The sequence below is a fragment of the Blautia marasmi genome (genome assembly GCF_900258535.1).
GTDB classification, from domain to species: Bacteria; Bacillota; Clostridia; order Lachnospirales; family Lachnospiraceae; genus Blautia; species Blautia hominis.
This window is the reverse complement of sequence record NZ_OIWX01000001.1, coordinates 1,077,424-1,096,378: the sequence shown is the minus strand read 5'-3', so window position 1 is coordinate 1,096,378 and position 18,955 is coordinate 1,077,424. Positions and strand designations below refer to the sequence as shown.

The following is an 18,955-nucleotide window of genomic DNA, read 5'->3' as shown; positions in this document are numbered from 1 at the left end:
GAAAGCAGGAGGCGAATAAAATGTTTGAGATTGACAAAGAGCGATTCGGAGCATTTCTTTTAGAACTGCGGAAAGAAAAGGGATATACCCAGAAACAGCTTGCCGAAAAATTATTTGTTTCTGATAAAGCGGTAAGCAAGTGGGAACGGGGGCTGAGTCTGCCGGATATCACCCTTCTGGGCCCGCTGGCAGATATCCTGGGCGTGACAGTAACGGAATTACTGCAGGCCCGCCGCATCAGTGAGGAAAAAACCATGACAAAGCTGGAGGTGGATGATCTGGTTTCAGGTTCCATCCACTTATCTGTGGAGGAGCAGGAAGAAAAAAGGGTAAGACAGAGAAAACGCATGATTTGTTTTCTGCTCTGCACAGTGGCTGCAGCTTTGGAAACATGGGGGGTGATGTGCACAGGCGGCGGTAAAGAGATATTTTCTGCCGAATTTTTTACTATTGAGGGAATGTGCCTTTTGTTTGGGGCATGGTTTTTATTATTTGCAAGGGAGACACTCCCGTCTTTTTATGATGAGAATAAGATCAATTATTACAGTCAGGGTCCGTTTCGGATACATATTGCAGGAGTGCATTTTAACAACAAAAACTGGCCTCATGTGTTGAGGGCGGGCAGAATCGTCATGATGGGAATTGTGGTTTTTAATCCCTTGTTCAGCTTTCTGCTCTTTAAGATCCTGGGGGCAGCATGGTGGGGGAGATATAGGGGATATGTCAGCCTGGCGGTGGTGCTGTGTACATTTATTCCCCTTGTTGTAGCGGCAAAGAAAAATGAATGTAACAGTTCAGACAGATCTGCGCATTTACTGCGCTGACCGTATGAAAAAGTAGTGCCAACTTTATCCAGCCCATGGCGAAGCCATTTTTAATGGCTGGATGCGTAACAGTTCAGCTTGTCTGAACTGTTACAAATGAATAAGAAAGATTCAAAGACAGAGGATCTCCAGGGACTTTTCCGGGGGATTCTTTTATGTTATGATGAATAAGGAATACAGTTTTAGAAGAAAAGGGTAGAAAACAATAGAATAGGAAGAACGCAATATGAAAACAAATAAATTAGCAGTCGGCATTCTGGCCCACGTGGATGCCGGCAAGACAACCCTGTCTGAAAGCATCCTCTATTTGACAGGCAGCATCAGAAAGCTGGGACGTGTAGACCATCAGGATGCGTTTTTGGACACTTACGACTTGGAGCGGGAGCGGGGGATCACTATTTTTTCCAAGCAGGCGGAAGTGAGGCTGGGAGAAAAAGAAGTGACACTTCTGGACACACCCGGGCATGTGGATTTTTCTGCGGAGATGGAGCGGACCCTGCAGGTGCTGGACTATGCGGTGCTGGTCATCAGCGGTGCGGACGGTGTGCAGGGACACGTGCAGACTCTGTGGAGGCTTCTGACAAGATACAAAATCCCTGTATTCCTGTTTATCAATAAAATGGACCAGGAAGGAACTGACAGACGGAAACTTCTGGTGGAACTGCAGAAACGCCTGGATGAAAGATGTATAGCCTTTGATGATAAGGAGGACAGAGAAACTTTTTTCGAGAATCTGGCCATGAGTGATGAGGCTGTATTGGAAAAATACCTGTCTGACGGCACGGTGGAGCCGGGAGAGATCATAAGGCTGATCCGGGAACGGAAAGTATTCCCCTGCTATTTTGGTTCTGCCCTTAAAATAGATGGGGTGGAGGAGTTTTTGCAGGGACTGGACACTTATACAGCCTGTCCGGATTACCCGGAGGATTTCGGTGCCAGGGTTTACAAGATAGCCAGGGATACCCAGGGGGCCCGTCTGACGTATATGAAGATCACGGGCGGTATCCTGAAAGTAAAGCAGATGCTGACAAACCGCCGGGAAGGAAAGGAAAGCAGTGAGGAGATTTGGGAGGAAAAAGCAGATCAGCTCCGTATCTACTCCGGTGCCGGTTTCCGCACCATCAGCGAGGCCCCGGCAGGTACGGTCTGTGCGGTGACAGGGCTTTCATGGACGTTCTGCGGTCAGGGACTGGGCGCTGAGACTGAGGCGGAGCTGCCACTTCTGGAGCCGGTCCTCACTTATCAAATCCAAATCCCGCCGGAATGTGATGTGCACCGGATGTATTTGAAGCTCCGCCAGCTGGAGGAGGAGGAACCGGAACTGCACATTGTCTGGGAGGAGCAATCCAATGAGATCCATGCCCAGGTCATGGGAGAGGTACAGATAGAGATATTGAAGCGTCTCATCGCGGAACGTTTTGACACAGAGGTGGAATTTGGCGCAGGAAGCATCGTCTATAAAGAAACCATTACAGAACCGGTGGAAGGTGTGGGGCATTTTGAACCCCTCCGCCACTATGCGGAGGTGCATCTTCTGATGGAGCCGGGGGAGCGGGGCAGCGGCCTTCAGTTTGAGGCTGCCTGCAGTGAGGATATCCTGGAACGGAACTGGCAGCGCCTGGTGCTGACACATCTGGAGGAAAAACGCCACAGAGGTGTACTGACAGGTTCAGAGATCACGGATATGAAGATCACGCTGGTCACAGGACGCGCCCATCTGAAACATACAGAGGGCGGAGACTTTAGACAGGCCACTTATCGAGCCGTGCGTCATGGACTGAAATGCACAAACAGCCTCCTGTTGGAACCGGTTTATGAATACAGGCTGGAGATCCCTTCCGATAAGGTGGGCAGGGCACTTTCGGACATCCAGAAAATGTATGGTACATTTTCTGAGCCGGTCATAGAGGGAGATATGACTATATTGACAGGTACTGCTCCTGTAGCTGCCATGCGGGATTACCAGACAGAGGTGGTTGCCTACACCAAAGGCCACGGACGGCTCTCCTGTACACTGAAAGGGTACGAACCCTGTCACAATGCGGAGGAAGTGATCCGGGAAATAGCCTATGATCCGGAAAAAGATACAGAAAACCCCACAGGCTCTGTATTCTGTTCCCACGGCGCCGGTTTTGTGGTAAGCTGGGACAAGGTGCGGGATTATATGCACCTGGACAGTGGGATTCGTCTGGAAAAAAAGGTAAAACCCATACAGGAACAATCCCTCCCGACATTTAGCCAGACAATCCAAAGGGGCGGTCCGGCAGATGAAAAAGAGCTGGAAGAAATATTTACCCGCACGTATGGAACCGCCAAGAAAGAGAGAAATCCATTTAACAGAAAGCGAACGGTCAGTGCGGAAACTTCTTCCCTCAGGGAATACAAACCGAAAAAGCAGGGGACAGAGGAAGAATATCTGCTGGTGGACGGCTACAATATCATATTTGCGTGGGAAGGATTAAGAGACCTTGCCAATGCCAGCATCGAAGCAGCCAGGAACAAACTCATGGATATTCTCAGCAATTATCAGGGATATAAGAAAAATACACTGATCCTCGTATACGACGCCTACAAAGTGGAAGGCAATACAGGTGAGGTGATGAAATATCACAATATCTATGTGGTTTACACAAAAGAAGCGGAGACCGCAGACCAGTATATTGAAAAGACCGTACACGAGATTGGAAGGAAACACCGGGTCACAGTAGCAACCTCTGACGCCTTGGAGCAGATCATCATTCTGGGACAGGGTGCAAGCCGCCTTTCAGCCGCGGGACTAAAAGAGGAGATCCAGGCCGCAAATATTGAAATCAGGAGCAACTATCTGAACCAGGGCCAGAATGGGAAAAACTATTTATTTGACCATCTATCAGATGAACTGCAGGGATTGATGGAGGACGTCAGAATGGGGAGGAAGAAGCTGTAGTATCCGGGCCGCACAAAAGTTCTGTCAGCTTTTTGGCTGCAACACTGAGTGGGCGCTCCATATCCTGTATCAGGCATATGGAGCGTTTCGGCGGTTCCCCATGCAGAGGAATCCGGAAGATTTCATGTTTATCCAATGCATCTCTGGCAAATTCCTCAGGGAGAAAGCCGATCCCAAGCCCGTTTTTTACCATCAGGAGTACCTGATCCATAGTAGCCGCCTCCAGATCTGGTTCCAGGGTCAGCCCATGTTCCAGAAAAAAGTCCCCATACAATTCATAGCTTCTGGATTTCTTATCCATACAGACAAAAGAGTAAGGTTCCAGTTCCCCAAGATCCCATGTTTTTTCTGAAAGCCCTGAAAACTGCGGTCCCCCCACAAGGATCTCCCTGAACTGTTTCAGTGGTGTTTCTTTTAAAGGTATGCGGATACCGGACGGATTTGTGATAACCGCAAAATCTACCGTGCCATTTTTTAAAGCAAGTATGGCTTGAGGTGTTGTCTGATTTGATATCCGTATCCTTACGCCCGGGTATTCCCTGTGGAACTCTCCCAGTTTATGTAAAAGCAGTCCATGCAGTGCCGTTTCACTGGCTCCAATAGAAACCTGACCGCTTTTAAGAGACTGCTCCATTCTCAATTCTTCCTCCCCGGCCTGGATCTGTTCCACAGCCAAGGCTACATGTCTGAAAAGCTTTTCCCCCTCCGGCGTGAGTTTAACGCCCCTGTTAGAGCGCAGCAAAAGTCTGCATCCCAGTTCATGCTCCAGGTTATTCATAGACCGGGTAATATTGGGCTGGCTGTTCATCAAAACAGAGGCTGCCTTTGTAAAGCTATGATACTTAGCCACATAATAAAAAATTTTATAATAATCGTAAGTCACATTCATCATTTTTCCCCCACATTACGGTTCTGTTTTAAACTCCTTGTGATAAAAGCTTATTCCCTGCCGCACATCTCCGCCAATCTCTGCTGCAATAGACAATGCTCTCATCTGATATATAAATATGATATAGAAATAATAACATATATATATTTTACATCTTACACCTCAAAAGTATAATATAGAAAAGAATAAAAAACAATGCAAATCAGCAGCAGTCAACAGGAGGAACTATGAAGCCGGCAGTCAAACCAGTGATCAAATCCCGTCAAATGTCAGAATCCATGCCACTTGCCATATTTCTAACCCTGGCCGGTGGTTTCCAGGATGCTTATTCCTACAACTGCCGCGGCAGGGTCTTTGCCAATGCCCAAACCGGAAACATTGTCCTGCTGGGGCAAAACCTGGCTCAGGGACATTGGGGAGCAGCATTTCGCTATTTTATTCCCCTCTGCGCATTCCTTCTGGGTGTTTACATCACAGAACGTGTACACCACCGTTTCCGGGCAAACGAAAAAATCCACTGGAGGCAGGTGATCCTTCTGATAGAATCGCTCCTGCTGGTCATTACCGGTTTTCTTCCGCAGACCCTGAATATAAGTGCCAATGCCCTTATGTCCTTTGCCTGTGCCATGCAGGTCAACAGCTTCCGAAAATTTCACGGCCTGCCCTGTGCCACCACCATGTGCATCGGCAACATCCGCAGCGCCACGGAAATGCTCTGCAGATATCACATAACAAAAGACAAAACACTAAGACGGAAAAGCATCCACTATTATTTTGTGATCCTGATCTTCGCCATAGGTGCAACTGCAGGAGCACTGATCACATCAGTTCTTGGCAGCCCCGCCATCTGGACAGCCGCGTGTCTTCTTCTGGCAGGTTTTGTACTTATGTTTATGAAAGAACAGCCGGAGCCATAAAAAAATGATTTCATCCTTGCATTTCCTCAGAAAATATGATATTGTTAGTCCACTACAAAAGGCAGTGTCACTGCCTTTCTTAAATATCTATTTATCTATTCAACAAAATCAGGCATTTCGCCAAATTATCAATTCATCTTAATTCATATCTGAAGGAGGTTTTTTTATGGTGCAAAAAAACATGGTGTGTGAAGGGCTTCGTTGTTATGTGCGCTCCAAGTCTGCATTTATTGACTGGTGTATGGAATCTTCCAAAGAGTCCCGTGGTATGCTGATACAGGCCATGATGGAGGCAGACCGCAGAGAGGGGTTTTTTGAGTCCTCCCAGATGGGCAGTGTTGTTAAAATGCAGATCCGGTGGAACCAAGAACAAAAAGAGCATGTGTTTGATGCCATTATCAGGAAAAAGCTGCGGAGGCGCCAGCAGGAGGAAGTGCCCCAGAGATTGGCAGTTGCAATGGGACCTGCGCTGAACCTGGATCATGAGGAAGTCCATGTGGAGAGTATCCTCTTTCTGGCATATGCAGTTGTGAGAAATGAGGCCTGCAGAAAAGCGATGATGGAATATGCCAAAAAGGAAGGGGAAAAATGCTATGAAGCTTACAGAGAGTCCAAGTTTAGAGAGTCCGCCTTCCCATCCTGGTTTCTCGTGGATGACAGACTTCCGGCAAGCATGGCAGTCGGACTGATAGAGCGGATACGTCAGGAATATAAGACACAGCAGTGCTGTGTACTCAGGGAAAACAAGCTGTACAAAAGTCTTATGGAAATCCTGGAAGAAGGTTACAGAAATTTGAAAAACCAGTTAAAAAAGGCAGACTACATAGATGGCAGCATGTTTCAAAAAATAGTTAAAAACAGCAATGATATGGTATTGGCAGCAGCGGAAATGATGGTGCTTTTGACAATGGCCGAAGATTCGGAAGTTCCGGTACATGAGGATTATGATTTCTATCTGGGGCTTCAGATGCTCTTGACTTATGAAGGGGATCTGGAAAGATTGCCGGAATTGGAAAACACGGATAATAGGGGAAGAAGACTGCACAGACAACTTCAGAAAGAACACCTGCAGATGGAATCCTACTATACCTGTTATTATCTTGATGGGGCAGCAGCGAAAGAAAACGAGTTGGATCTGGAGCTGGTCTTTGCATATTTTCATCTGAATCTGAGAATGCTGACGGGAATTGCGCTGGAGCAGAAAGATGTGGATTTTCTCTGTTCTCTGGCAGAGGACATAAAATGGGAGGACTATATACAAATACTGCTTACCGCAACCCTGTGCAAATATATCCACAGGCTGCATAAGTTATGTGAAGAGCAGGATCCTAAGGAACGCCGCTACCTGCAGCGCAGAGCTGAAAAAGACAGGGATACTATGCTCAGTGAAATAGAAAACCTGCAAAGCAGGACAGAATACCTGGAACAAAAGAAAAAAGAGCTGGAAAAACATCTGGAGCAAAGCGAAACAGAGAACGCAAAGCTGAGGGCCCGACTCCAAAGCGCGGAGGAAAACAATGCGTTGGAGCGGGATGAGCTCATCAGTCTGCGCAACTATATTTTTCAGTGCGTACAGGCAGAAGAAAAGCCAAAACAGGAGGAGGCCCTCAGCAATGATGAGTATGCAGAGCTGATGAAAGGTGAAAAAATGCTTATCATCGGGGGACATGCAAATTGGCAGAAAAAGATGAAACAATACCTACCCCACAGCCAGTTTTTATCTTCCGACAATCTGCATTTTGACAATTCTGTACTATACTGCAAGAAATATCTTGTATTCAACACAGACATGATGAAGCATGGATTATACTATAAGATCACAGGTCAAAGAAAAAAAGGGCAGAAAATCCTCTATGTCCACGGAAATAACATAACCAAAAGTCTGCAGGAGCTAAAGCGTCAGTTACCATAGGGCAGCCGGATAACAACCCGGAATCCCCCTCTTTCCCCGTGTGAAACCTCCATGCCTCCCCCATGCACCTCGGCGATCTGTCTCACCAGCATCAGCCCCAGCCCATGCCTCTGATTTCCTGTCTCCCTGTCGCAGACCATATAGTGCGGCGCCTTCCGGATCCGCTCAAGCTCTTCATCCGTTACCCCGGCACCGTTGTCCTCCACTGCGATCTGGCAGGTTTCCCCTGCCTTCCCCACAGAGATAAATAAGGTACATCCATCCGGATTATGCACCTGGCTGTTGGTTATCAAATTGGAGACCGCCCGTGACAAAAGTCCCTTATCCGCCTTCACATAACAGTTCTGCATATCCTCCCCGGCAGCCCATTCAATAGGAAATTTCCCTTCCAGATCCAGATTCAGAAAGTCCACGGCTGTCTGCCTGACAAGCGGTACCAGATTTACGGTATCCATATGGAGCGGCTGTACGTTATACTCCAGCTTTGAAGCCAGGTTCAGGTCATTGACCAGATTTTTCATCCGCAGGCTCTGCTGCCGGATGATCCGCGCTTTATTCCTGTCTCTTTTTGGTACATTTCGGTTCTCCTCAATCTGGCTGGCATAACCCAGAACCATGGAAAGAGGAGTCCGGATATCATGTGAGACCCCAGCTATCCAGTTTGCCCTGGCAGTCTCCTTTTTTTTGAGCTGATAATCCTGGCTGCGCAGCTTCTCCGCCGCCTTATTAATGGAAACGGCCAGGTCTGAAAGCAGCCCTTTTTCCTTTACATACACATTTCTGTCAGCAGGCAGTGCTTCAATCCCATGGATGACCGGTTTTACAGAGCGCAGGACCCCGGAAGTTACTATTAGATAGACAAAAAATATAAAAAGCAGATTACAGCTCAAAAATAACAGGATCGTTTGGGGCATATTTTTGATAAGATCATAATCAAAAGTATTGTACATTAATTTCCAATAAGATTTTTTGGGAAATCCCAACAGGAGCAGATCGTCGCCATATCCGCTGGAAGCCACGGGATAGTCATTGATGTACCCTCTGACCGCTGTGGCTATGCTGGCGGCAGAATACTGGGTGGGTATTCCCTCCGGAAGATTGCTGCTGTTCCAGAGAATAGATCCGGTTTCATTGTCAACCAAAACGGCCCAGGCTTTTGTCCTGGATAGGGCTTCCTCTCCCTGAGCAGACAATTCATAAGTCCCGTCATCCTTTCCGGTAAGAGCAGATGCCACCTGATCTGCGGTGGACCATGCACCATGGTTGGCAGCCTGCTTATAAGAAATAAGGATCAGAAGAAATAAATTCAGAAAGACCAGCAGCACCAGAGAAAACAGCATGGTTACAATGAACCGTTTTATCAGCTTCAGAATACTCTTCATTGTCCATCCTCCGTGACCAGTTTATAACCAAGTCCTTTCACAGTCAGCAAAGACTGGGGTTTGGAAGGGTTCTCCTCAATTTTTTCCCGTATCCGCCGGATATGTGCCATAAGGGAATTTTCATATCCGAAGGGATTGTCCCCCCACACTGCCTCGCAGAGCATATCAATGGTCACAATCCTGCCTGCATTTCGGCTCAATACCTGAAGAAGATCAAATTCTTTGGCAGTCAGAGCCACAGGTAATCCGTTCCGGATCACTTCTGCCCGGTCAAAGTCCAGGGCGCAGGCCTTCAAATGCACCAGGTTTGACTGATTTTTATAGCTTCTTTTTAGGATCACATGAAGCCGCAGGATCAGTTCCCTGGGCAGAAACGGCTTTACCATATAATCATCGGCGCCCAGTCCCAGACCGGTAAATTTATCTTCATCCTCCCCTCTGGCCGTTAAAAAAAGAATAGGAAAGTCAGAAAGATCCCGAACCTTCCGGAACAGGGAGAAACCGTCCCCATCCGGCAGCATCACATCAAAGATGCCAAGCTCAGGATTCCACTCCTGACAGGCCGCCAGCGCCTCCGCCGCATTCTTTGCTGTTTTTATCTGTGAATAGCCTTCGTCCTGCAAGATAGAGAGAACCATATGGAGCAGCTCCGGTTCGTCATCCACAAGAAGAATTCTTTTTCTTTTCAAATATTCATTCGCCATCATCCATACCTCCTGTAAACGCAAATTTCCCTGTCCTTATTATATCAGGAAATCATCCCGCCGGATGGCATAAAACAAAAATGTAAGGTAAATGTAAGGTTATGAGAATGCTGCTGTAAGGTTGGGTTTCTATAATAAAGACAGAAACAAAGTAAAAGAGCCGCAAAAGGAGAAAGGATCATGAATATTATTGAAACCCATCATCTGACAAAAGAATACGCTGACTTTACAGCCGTCTCAGATTTGAATATGCATATACGCAAGGGGAGTGTCTACGGATTTCTGGGACCAAACGGGGCGGGCAAATCTACCACAATGAAAATGTTTTTGGGACTTACAAAACCCACCAAAGGCCGTTTTACCATTCATAACGGCACCTTTCCGAGAGACAGGATGAAAATTCTCAGGGAGGTGGGGTCTTTTATTGAGGCACCTGCTTTTTACGGAAACCTGTCAGGCCAGGAGAATTTGGAGATCATAAGAAAGATACTCGGGCTTCCAAAGTCCAGTGTAGCGGATGCCCTGGAGCTGGTAGGACTGACCCAGTACCGCACCCGCCTGGCCAGAAAATATTCTCTTGGTATGAAACAAAGGCTGGGTCTGGCCTCTGCCCTGATCGGCCGTCCTCCCATTTTGTTCCTGGATGAACCTACCAATGGTCTTGACCCGGTGGGGATCCATGAGATCCGAACCCTGATTCGATCCCTGCCAAAGAAATATGACTGTACCATCCTGGTTTCCTCCCATCTGCTCCCGGAGGTGGAACTGATGGCTGATGACATCGGCATCCTGAATCACGGACGCCTGCTTTTTGAGGGCGACTTGCAGGAACTGAGGCAGAAAGCAGATTTTGAGGGTTACCCTTCAGACAATCTGGAGGATACCTTTCTGGCAATGGTGGAGGAAGATAACCGAAAGAGAGGTGCCGGACAATGACACTTGCATTGGAGTGGAAAAAAATGAGGCGGACCGGTTTCTTTCCTGCCTTTTTGGCGGGAGGTCTTTTGACTGCAGCAGTCCCGGTGGTAAATATGACGGTCCGTTCTGAGAACTTCGTAAACCTGCCAAAATCCCCCGGGGCAATTCTGATGGATGCCAACTGGCAGGTGATGTCCATGCTGCTGTCGTTTCTTCTCATCATAGGTGCATGTATCATGTATCACACAGAATTTGCGGATAATGCCATGCAGCGCATGGATACCCTGCCTGTGCAGCCTAAGAATCTGTTTTTGGGCAAATGCATTGTGCTGGCAGTCTTGGCATTGGGGGCATTGATGCTGGGAGGTGCGGCCCTTCTGTTCTGCGGATGGAAATGGTTTTTGGCGGACGGGACATTTGCGGCGGAGATATTGAAAAGTATGGGATTTTCCCTGGTCATGTTTCTGCCTTTGCTTGTCTTCATGGCAGCGGTGTCTTCCATCTGCAGAAACATGTGGATAGCCCTTGGGATCGGAACCATCGGATTGTTTATGACATCCATCCTACAAAACGCGGAAGGGATATTAGCCTATCTGCCTTTTATGATGCCGTTTAAGGTATACCCGGCGCTAAAGGAGGCGCAGATAATGAAATGTATTATGATATCCTGCGGGGAAACAGCAGGACTGGGACTGCTGGAAATGATCTATATCAAAATAAGGGGGAACTTTACATGAACTTTTTATCCTTAACGGCAGTAGAATTGAAGAAAATACGCCGCTCAGGTATCCTCTGGATCCTGTTGATTCCTGTATGTTTGATATGGCTGACAAGCGTGAGCAACGCTGATATAAACTTCACCATGGGGAATGAGGGGATATCACCGGAAAACAATTTTTTTATTCAAAGTTTTATGGGGTATGCCTGGTTTATGTACCCGGCAAGTATTGTCATCAGTACGGTAATGATGGTGCAGACGGAGAGGAAGAATAAAGGAATCCTGAAAATGCTGGCCCTGCCTGTCTCCGCAGCACAGCTCTGCCTGGTGAAGTTTTTCGTTCTTCTGCTGCTGGCGGCCGTACAGATCCTGGTCATGACACTGGCGTATTTTCCAAGTGCAGCCATTGCGTCCCACATGCAGAATTATCCTTTCATGCTTCCTGTCCTTGACATAGCAAGAGAGGCGGGAAGGATTTACCTTTCATCCATTCCTATGGCAGCGTTTTTCTGGATGCTTGCTGTATGTATACAGACACCTATTTTTTCTATGGGTATGGGGATGGCGTCCATAGTGCCGTCTGTGCTTTTGATCAATACGAAATTTTGGTTTGCATATCCCATGTGTTACCCCTTTCTCATGACTGCGTCCAGGATGCATGAACTGGCAGCCAATATGGGGACATTTGGTTTTGATCTGATACCGTTCATACCGGTGGCGGCGGGCCTTACGGTTGTCTGCCTGCTGATCGCCTGCGTCCGTTTCGGACAGGCGGAAAGGAGATAAATGATAATGAAAGAAAAATTATTTACTGCCATAAGCACTGTTTTGCTGATTTTCCCGTTCACAATTTTCCCTGTCCGGTCAAATCCTTGGGCATTGGAGTCGCCAGCAGCGGAAACCATCATACTGATATATATAGCGGTAATGCTGCTGGGTGGTATTTTCACCATTATCGCCTACAACAGAGGAAAGGTTAAGAACAATCTTATGAAAATATGCCTGGTAGTCCATAGTATTTATGTGGCAGGGGGCATGGTGCTGCTTGGCATGATGGGTGTGACCAAATTTTCATAGGCAGCAGGCAGGTCCTTTACAAACAGGACAGTTTCAGATAAGATAAAAGAAAACCGCCTTTGGCGATAGGAATTTTGCTTGACTTTGTAATGCGTTCTGGCGGTCCGTGCAGTGAATGCGCAGGCCTGCCGAATCCTTACGAATAACCATACAGTTGAAAAAGCTTAAATGATCGGGAGCAGTCAAATGAGAATAGCCGTTTTATCTGATACCCACGGGCTTCTTCGCCCTGAGGTGATGGAAATTGTGAATACCTGTGATGTGGTTCTCCACGGCGGGGATATCAACACGCAGAAAATTGCGGATGAACTGTCTAAAGATAAGCCCATCTATATTGTCAGAGGCAACAATGACAAGGAATGGGCGGAACATATACCGGTGTCCCTTCGTTTTGAACTGGACGGCATCGGTTTCTATATGGTACACAACAAAAAAGAGATTCCCCTTGATTTGACAGGTGTGGACGTGGTGGTCTTTGGGCATTCCCACAAATATCTGGAGGAACGAAAAGACGGACGTCTTTTTCTCAATCCGGGAAGCTGTGGAAAGCGGCGGTTTAATCAGGAGATTACCATGGCAGTTTTGGAGTTAAAAGGCGGAGAGATAGAGGTACAGCGGATAGATATCTCCCATACGGAACCGGCTATCCATGCGCCCCGGGAAAAGGATATCCGAAAAACGGTGGAAAATATCAGCAAAGGTATGAAAAAAGGGGAAACCATAAAATATATGGCAGAAAAATACGGCTGTACTTTGGAGTTTACGGAACAGGTCTGCCGTATCATCGCCACACACCCCGGTGTGACGGGGGAGGGGATACTGAATAAAATGGAGGTGAACAGGATACAAAATCCCCCTTGCCAAACCTCCCTTATTGATGATACAATAGCATAAGCATCCGTCTGCCACCGGGTAGACGGAAAAATGCCTGAATACATTCCGGTAGGTCATGGAAGGAATGTATTGGGGCATTTTTTTATCTTAAAATATAAGGAGACAGGTTATGCAGAAACAAATAAACAGAGAATTTTATAAATACATATCCCTGAACGTTCTGGGAATGCTGGGACTGTCCTGTTACATTCTGGCAGATACTTTTTTCATCTCAAAACGGCTGGGAGCAGATGGCCTGACCGCTTTGAACCTGGCTATATCTGTATACAGTATTATTAACGGGCTGGGGCTGATGCTGGGAATCGGAGGGGCCACCCGTTTTGCCATCTGCCGGGCACAGGGGGAGAAAGAGAAGGGAAACCAGGTCTTCGCTGCCTCAGCCGTGGCTGGGATCACCGTGGGGATCGTTCTCTTGCTCATTGGGCTTGCAGGCTCGGATGCCGTGGCAGGAATGCTGGGGGCTGAGGGGAATATACAGAAGATGACAGGGAGTTATCTGAAGACAATTTTGGGATTCGCCCCATTTTTCATTATGAACAACATACTCATCGCCTTTGTCAGGAACGATGGCAGCCCCCGTCTCTCCATGGCTGCTATGCTGACCGGGAGTTTTTCTAATATTGTGCTGGATTATGTGTTTTTATTTCCCTGTAATATGGGGATATTTGGGGCTGCCCTTGCAACCGGTTTTGCACCGGTTATCAGTATAGGGCTTTTGTCCCTGCATTTTATCAGGGGGAAAAATCAGTTTACCTGGAGTTCGCCTATGGGGGCACTGTGCTGCCGGGTACGTGATATCTGCAGTCTGGGGATATCTGCGTTTATCAATGAATTGTCCTCCGCTGTTGTGCTCATTGTGTTTAATCTGCTGATCCTGCATCTGGCAGGGAATACAGGGGTGGCAGCTTACGGGATCGTTGCTAATCTGGCACTGGTGGCTGTGTCTGTGTTTACCGGGATCTCTCAGGGCAGTCAGCCGCTTATCAGCCGTTTTTATGGGGAGGGCAGGAAGAAGGAGAGTGCCGCTGTGTTTGTTCGTGCCGCCATATTGGCGGGAGCTGTGGGGATTTTCTTCAGTGTTGCTGCGTTTGCTTTTACCGGAAACCTGGTTGGCATTTTTAACGGGGAAGGAAATCGTGAGCTGGCAGAGATCGCATTTTGGGGACTGAGGCTGTATTTTCTGGGCTTTTGCCCGGCTGGTGTTAACATTGTGGCAGCCGCTTATATGGGGGCAGTGGAAAAGGGAAGAGAGTCCTTTGCCATCGCCTTTGTAAGGGGCGTCGCAGCCATACTGTTTTTTGCGTTTCTTTTGTCTTTTATCTGGAAGATGGACGGTATCTGGCTGGCATTTCCGGCTGCGGAGATTTCCACATTGCTGCTGACCGCATGGTTTTTAAAAAGATATAAAAACCCGGTTCTACCGCCGGTTGAAAAATAAAAAGAAACTCAAATATCCCGTTATTGCTGCCGCCGATAAGCCGAGGTATGATTAAGACAGAAAAAGGCCCGGAGCTTGCTTGAAAATTGGTAAAACTATGCGTGACTCTTGGCAGGGAAAATGAGGAGGATTCATCATGCTGGACAGTGTAAAAATCGGAGGTTTTATTTCCGGAAAGAGAAAAGAACTTGGGATGACACAGCAGCAGCTTGCCGACCGTCTGAATATTTCTTTTCAGGCAGTTTCCAAGTGGGAAAACGGCAGTACATTTCCAAATGTAGAGCTGCTCCCGGAACTTTCCAAGGTCATGGAAGTGACAGTGGATGAACTGCTGGCAGGCTGCGAAAAGGACGGGGAGGAATTGTCATACAGCAAAGCCGGTGTGGACATTGCTTATACGGACACGATCAAAAAAGAGATGGCAAAGCATCTGGAGACAGGGGACAGAAGAGTCTTAAATGGACTTGGACCTTTTGCTTCCCTCTACGATATTTCTTTTCCGGAGATAAAGAACCCTGTACTGGTGCTGAAATCAGAGGAGCCTGGTTCCAAACAGAAGCTTGCCATGGAATATGGCTATACAGGTTCCATCTGCCATGACATGATCAACCATTTGGTCAATGACATTGTGGTCATGGGGGCAAAGCCCCTTGCTGTGCTGGATACCATTGTTTGCGGAAATGCGGAGAAGGATACCATAGGCGCCCTGGTCAAAGGCGTGTCGGAGGCCTGCCGGGAAAATGAATGCTCTCTTGTGGGGGGAGAGACCAGCGTGCAGCCCCAGGTGGTGGAAAAGGGCGTGTATGTACTTACGTCCAGCATTGCCGGGATTGTGGAAAAAAACAGGATCATTGACGGGTCTGCTGCGGGGGAGGGAGATGTGGTGCTGGCTCTGGCATCAAACGGGCTGCATACCAACGGATATTCCCTGGTCCGTATGCTCATGGACCGGATGCCGGAGATCAAGCTGGAAAAAGTGGAGGGAGAGACATTCATAGAACAGATCATGAAGCCTCATACCCCTTACTATAAAGCCCTGAAAGGGATATTGGGGAAGGACTGCATCCATGGCATGGCCCATATTACAGGCGGCGGAATAGAAGGCAACCTGTGCCGGGTGATTCCGGATGGGTTAAGCGCTGTCATAGACCTGGACAAGATCAAGACACTGCCTGTATTCCGTTTTATCAGGCAGTGCGGAAATATCAGTGACAGAGAAATGCTTTCCACATTTAACTGCGGCGTGGGATTTATAATGGTAGTGCAGGCAGAGGCGGTAGCACAGATCGCTGTCCATATGAACAATTATTGTGAATGCTATGAGATTGGCCGAATCCGGACAGGGGAACAGAAGGTTGTAATGGAGCACAGACTGAACTGGCAGTGATATGGCTCGTGTAACTGCCAAAGGAATATTCGGCTGCTGGCTGGGAGTTATGATCACTTTGAGATCCATGCAATATGATATAAGGCGGACGGTATCCTCCCAAGGGGTTAGGGAGGCCGTCCGCCTTTTCAGATATTGGAATTTTGTAACTGTTCAGTACCCTCACAGTCGCTGTGGCCTTTCTTTTTCAGCCAGGTTATAGTGTCTGCAATGGTCTGAAACAGGTCTCTTGGTTTGAAACCCAGTTCAGAGGTGGCTTTTGTGTGGTCAAAACGGTCATTGCTCTGTAAGGTATACAGAGAGTACCGGGTGTACAGAGGGCGCCGTTTCCGGATCCGGCAGATAACGCCGATCAGAGGTGCCGCCATTTTTGCCATCCACATGGGGAGGACCGGCAGGCGTCTGCCGCCGCTTAACATTTTAACCATTCTAAGTACATCTTTTATCTCATAGTGGCGGTTTGAGAGAATGTAACATTCTCCTTTCTTTCCACGTTCCAGGGCTGCCAGGCACCCGTCAGCTACATCCCGGACATCCACAAAATCGTAACCGCCGTTTACACAGGCCGGAAGGCGTCCTTCGATATAATCTGTGACCATCTGCACCAGATGATTGCCGGAGGTGTCAAAGGGTCCCAGGATTCCCGACGGATGGACAACCACGGCATCCAGGCCTTTTTGTACAGCATCCAGTACCGCTTTTGTGGCCTCGGCTTTTGTTTTGGCATAGGCGCCTTCCACCAGATCAGGGGAAAAGTCTGTTGTCTCATGCAGAACTTTCAGCTTATTCTGCTCCGGGATCGCATGTACGGAGCTTACATAGAGAAGCCTCTTTACTTTGTATTGGAAGCAGAGGGAGATGATATTTTTTGTTCCGTTTACATTAACTTCGTATAATTCCGGTGTGACATTCTCAGCAATGGAAATCATGCCTGCAGTGTGTATGACAGCCAGCTCCCGGCATCCGGCATTTTCAAAAAGGGGCCGCATACTTTCCAGATCTCTTACATCACCGTGGAAATACCGGACACCGGGAATATCCGGTGCGTTTTTTCCGGGAATAAGAAGTCCCCGCACCGTTCGGTTTTGTTTTCTTAACAGGCGGATAATGGTACTGCCCAGGTGACCGTCCGCTCCTGTGACAAGATATAGTGTTTTCATAAGGAAACATCTCCTTTTTAGATACAGATATTGTATCTCTTTCTACTATTTATTATAATGAGGGGATAACAGGAAAACAATCGGCAGATTTCGGCCATTTGGATAGTTATTGAACAGAATTGGCGAAAGTGTCGGGTATGATAATAAGGAGGTCTTTCTATGGGAAAATCAGGTGACCAGCGGACCAGAATGACGAAACAGCTTATCAGAAATGCATTTATGGATCTTCTCAGCAGGAAACCCATACAAAGTATTTCCATCAGAGAATTGTGTGCGATCGCCGGTATAAACAGGGGTACATTTTACACGCATTATAAAGATATCTATGATCTGCTGGAGCAGATTGAGGAGGAGATGACCAGAGAGATTGAAAAAGCGTTGGAACCGCTTCTGTCAGAGGGAAATAAGGAACTGACCCCACTGAAGATCACTACGGAAATTTTCCGCTGCCTAAAGGAAAACGCGGATTTATGCACTGTGACTTTGGGGGATTACGGGGATAAATCCTTTGCGGTACGGCTGCTCAGTCTGGGACGGGAGAAATGCGTGGAAGCTTATTCCCGGTTCTTTGCTCTGGCCACACCTAAGGAAATAGAGTATTTCTATGCATTTGCAAGTGCGGGGTGTATCGGCCTTTTGGAGGAATGGCTCAGAGAGGGCATGGTGACAGGGGCAGAGGAGATCGCGGCCATGGCTGAAGATATGATGATGTATGGGGTTGGATGCCTGAAAAAAAGATAATGTGTTAAGGAGGAGATTGTACACGGTGCAGTCTCTTTTTGTATGAATTACAGTACAATTTTACAACTGTCTTGTCAGATGTAAAGGAAAGTTGTATAATGTTAAAAATTCGTAAAATTGAGGAGGAGAAACCGTGGATTCCATTTATCGGGAAATCGAGGAACTGAAGAAAGAGAAGGACGCAGTGATCCTTGCCCATTACTATGTGCCGGGAGAGGTGCAGGCATGTGCAGATTATATTGGAGATTCTTTTTATCTGAGCAAGATTGCCACAAAGCTGGAAGCCAGCACCCTGGTTTTTGCCGGTGTGACCTTCATGGGGGAGAGTGCAAAAATACTGAATCCAGAGAAGACCGTACTTATGCCGGATACCACAGCAGATTGCCCTATGGCCCATATGGCGGATGTTCATAAGATTGAAAAAATGAGAGAAGAATATGAAGACCTGGCAGTTGTCTGCTATATCAATTCCAGTGCTGCGTTAAAGACATATTCGGATGTATGTGTGACTTCCTCCAATGCAGTGGAGATCGTAAAGAAGCTGCCTAACAAAAATATCTTTTTTATTCCGGATGAAAACCTGGGAAGTTACGTGGCGAAGCAGGTACCGGAAAAAAATGTGATTCTCAATGACGGTTACTGCTATGTACATAAAGAAGTGAAGAAGGAGCAGGTGGAGGAAATGAAACGCCTGCATCCAGGTGTGGAGTTTTTAGTGCATCCTGAGTGCACCAAGGAAGTTCTGGAGCTTGCAGATTATATCGGCAGCACATCAGGTATCATTGATTATGCCACAAAGAGTGAAAGAAAGGAATTTATGATCGGAACAGAGAACGGCGTACTGTATGAACTGCAGCAGAAGAACCCGGACAAGAAGTTCTATACCGTTCCCGGCGGACAGACCTGCGCTTCCATGAAAAAAGTGACGCTGGAAAAGGTCCGTGACTGCCTGAAATATAATAAAGGAGAGGTAAGCGTGGATGACAGCCTCCGAAGCCGGGCAAATGTGCCTTTGAACCGGATGCTGGAGACTGCAAAGTAGATGGAACCTGCACGTTCCTTTAAGGA

17 protein-coding genes are annotated in these 18,955 nt (G+C 47.5%); 13 read left to right on the top strand and 4 right to left on the bottom strand.

Annotation, left to right across the window (positions count from 1 at the left end):
- The first annotated feature begins 20 nt into the window (after window positions 1-20).
- Both C6P39_RS04915 and C6P39_RS04910 read left to right on the top strand, forming a co-directional pair.
- Entirely contained in the window at window positions 21-824 is an 804-nt protein-coding gene (locus C6P39_RS04915; protein WP_104803013.1) for a helix-turn-helix domain-containing protein, read from the top strand.
- Between the two features lie 226 nt (window positions 825-1,050).
- A complete protein-coding gene (locus tag C6P39_RS04910; protein WP_104803012.1) occupies window positions 1,051-3,750 on the top strand; it encodes a translation factor GTPase family protein in 2,700 nt (899 codons plus the stop codon).
- Here the strand turns inward: C6P39_RS04910 and C6P39_RS04905 are convergent.
- A complete protein-coding gene (locus C6P39_RS04905; protein ID WP_104803011.1) occupies window positions 3,725-4,639 on the bottom strand; it encodes a LysR family transcriptional regulator in 915 nt (304 codons plus the stop codon). The two genes, C6P39_RS04910 and C6P39_RS04905, sit on opposite strands and share 26 nt — an antisense overlap.
- A 227-nt stretch (window positions 4,640-4,866) precedes the next feature.
- Here C6P39_RS04905 and C6P39_RS04900 point away from each other — a divergent pair, with 227 nt between their 5' ends.
- Both C6P39_RS04900 and C6P39_RS04895 read left to right on the top strand, forming a co-directional pair.
- The gene (locus tag C6P39_RS04900; RefSeq protein ID WP_095176100.1) at window positions 4,867-5,556 is read left to right on the top strand and encodes a YoaK family protein; all 690 of its coding nucleotides are present in this window, start codon (window positions 4,867-4,869) and stop codon (window positions 5,554-5,556) included.
- A gap of 166 nt (window positions 5,557-5,722) precedes the next feature.
- On the top strand, window positions 5,723-7,468 hold the full coding sequence (locus C6P39_RS04895) for a hypothetical protein (RefSeq protein WP_104803010.1): 1,746 nt from the start codon (window positions 5,723-5,725) through the stop codon (window positions 7,466-7,468).
- On the opposite strand, the gene C6P39_RS04890 is transcribed toward C6P39_RS04895, so the two are convergent.
- Window positions 7,456-8,850 carry a sensor histidine kinase gene (locus tag C6P39_RS04890; protein ID WP_095176102.1) on the bottom strand — a complete coding sequence of 465 codons (1,395 nt, stop codon included), beginning with the start codon at window positions 8,848-8,850 and terminating at the stop codon, window positions 7,456-7,458. The two genes, C6P39_RS04895 and C6P39_RS04890, sit on opposite strands and share 13 nt — an antisense overlap.
- Window positions 8,847-9,554, bottom strand: a complete 708-nt coding sequence (locus tag C6P39_RS04885) for a response regulator transcription factor (protein WP_104805851.1) — start codon at window positions 9,552-9,554, stop codon at window positions 8,847-8,849. Before C6P39_RS04885 ends, C6P39_RS04890 begins: the two co-directional genes overlap by 4 nt.
- Before the next feature lie 180 nt (window positions 9,555-9,734).
- Between C6P39_RS04885 and C6P39_RS04880 the strand changes: the two genes are divergently transcribed.
- The 7 genes from C6P39_RS04880 (at window position 9,735) to purM (ending at window position 15,986) form a co-directional block, all read left to right on the top strand.
- Window positions 9,735-10,490, top strand: a complete 756-nt coding sequence (locus C6P39_RS04880) for an ABC transporter ATP-binding protein (RefSeq protein WP_104803009.1) — start codon at window positions 9,735-9,737, stop codon at window positions 10,488-10,490.
- The gene (locus C6P39_RS04875) at window positions 10,487-11,209 is read left to right on the top strand and encodes an ABC transporter permease (protein WP_104803008.1); all 723 of its coding nucleotides are present in this window, start codon (window positions 10,487-10,489) and stop codon (window positions 11,207-11,209) included. Before C6P39_RS04880 ends, C6P39_RS04875 begins: the two co-directional genes overlap by 4 nt.
- Window positions 11,206-11,976 (top strand): ABC transporter permease, encoded by a 771-nt coding sequence (locus tag C6P39_RS04870; RefSeq protein ID WP_104803007.1) that lies wholly within the window; start codon window positions 11,206-11,208, stop codon window positions 11,974-11,976. Before C6P39_RS04875 ends, C6P39_RS04870 begins: the two co-directional genes overlap by 4 nt.
- 6 nt (window positions 11,977-11,982) lie before the next feature.
- Entirely contained in the window at window positions 11,983-12,267 is a 285-nt protein-coding gene (locus C6P39_RS04865) for a hypothetical protein (RefSeq protein WP_104803006.1), read from the top strand.
- Window positions 12,268-12,453: 186 nt separating this feature from the next.
- Window positions 12,454-13,161, top strand: a complete 708-nt coding sequence (locus tag C6P39_RS28235; RefSeq protein WP_330407017.1) for a metallophosphoesterase family protein — start codon at window positions 12,454-12,456, stop codon at window positions 13,159-13,161.
- A gap of 109 nt (window positions 13,162-13,270) precedes the next feature.
- Window positions 13,271-14,599: an MATE family efflux transporter gene (locus C6P39_RS04855; RefSeq protein WP_104803005.1), complete on the top strand. Its 1,329-nt coding sequence runs from the start codon at window positions 13,271-13,273 to the stop codon at window positions 14,597-14,599.
- 136 nt (window positions 14,600-14,735) lie between these two features.
- Window positions 14,736-15,986 (top strand): phosphoribosylformylglycinamidine cyclo-ligase, encoded by a 1,251-nt coding sequence (gene purM / locus C6P39_RS04850; protein ID WP_104803004.1) that lies wholly within the window; start codon window positions 14,736-14,738, stop codon window positions 15,984-15,986.
- A gap of 128 nt (window positions 15,987-16,114) precedes the next feature.
- Here purM and C6P39_RS04845 read toward each other — a convergent pair whose 3' ends face one another.
- A complete protein-coding gene (locus C6P39_RS04845; RefSeq protein WP_104803003.1) occupies window positions 16,115-17,146 on the bottom strand; it encodes an NAD-dependent epimerase/dehydratase family protein in 1,032 nt (343 codons plus the stop codon).
- 159 nt (window positions 17,147-17,305) lie between these two features.
- Between C6P39_RS04845 and C6P39_RS04840 the strand changes: the two genes are divergently transcribed.
- A complete protein-coding gene (locus tag C6P39_RS04840) occupies window positions 17,306-17,887 on the top strand; it encodes a TetR/AcrR family transcriptional regulator (protein ID WP_104803002.1) in 582 nt (193 codons plus the stop codon).
- Window positions 17,888-18,020: 133 nt separating this feature from the next.
- Window positions 18,021-18,929 carry a quinolinate synthase NadA gene (gene nadA, locus C6P39_RS04835; RefSeq protein ID WP_095176111.1) on the top strand — a complete coding sequence of 303 codons (909 nt, stop codon included), beginning with the start codon at window positions 18,021-18,023 and terminating at the stop codon, window positions 18,927-18,929.
- Window positions 18,930-18,955 lie beyond the last annotated feature (26 nt).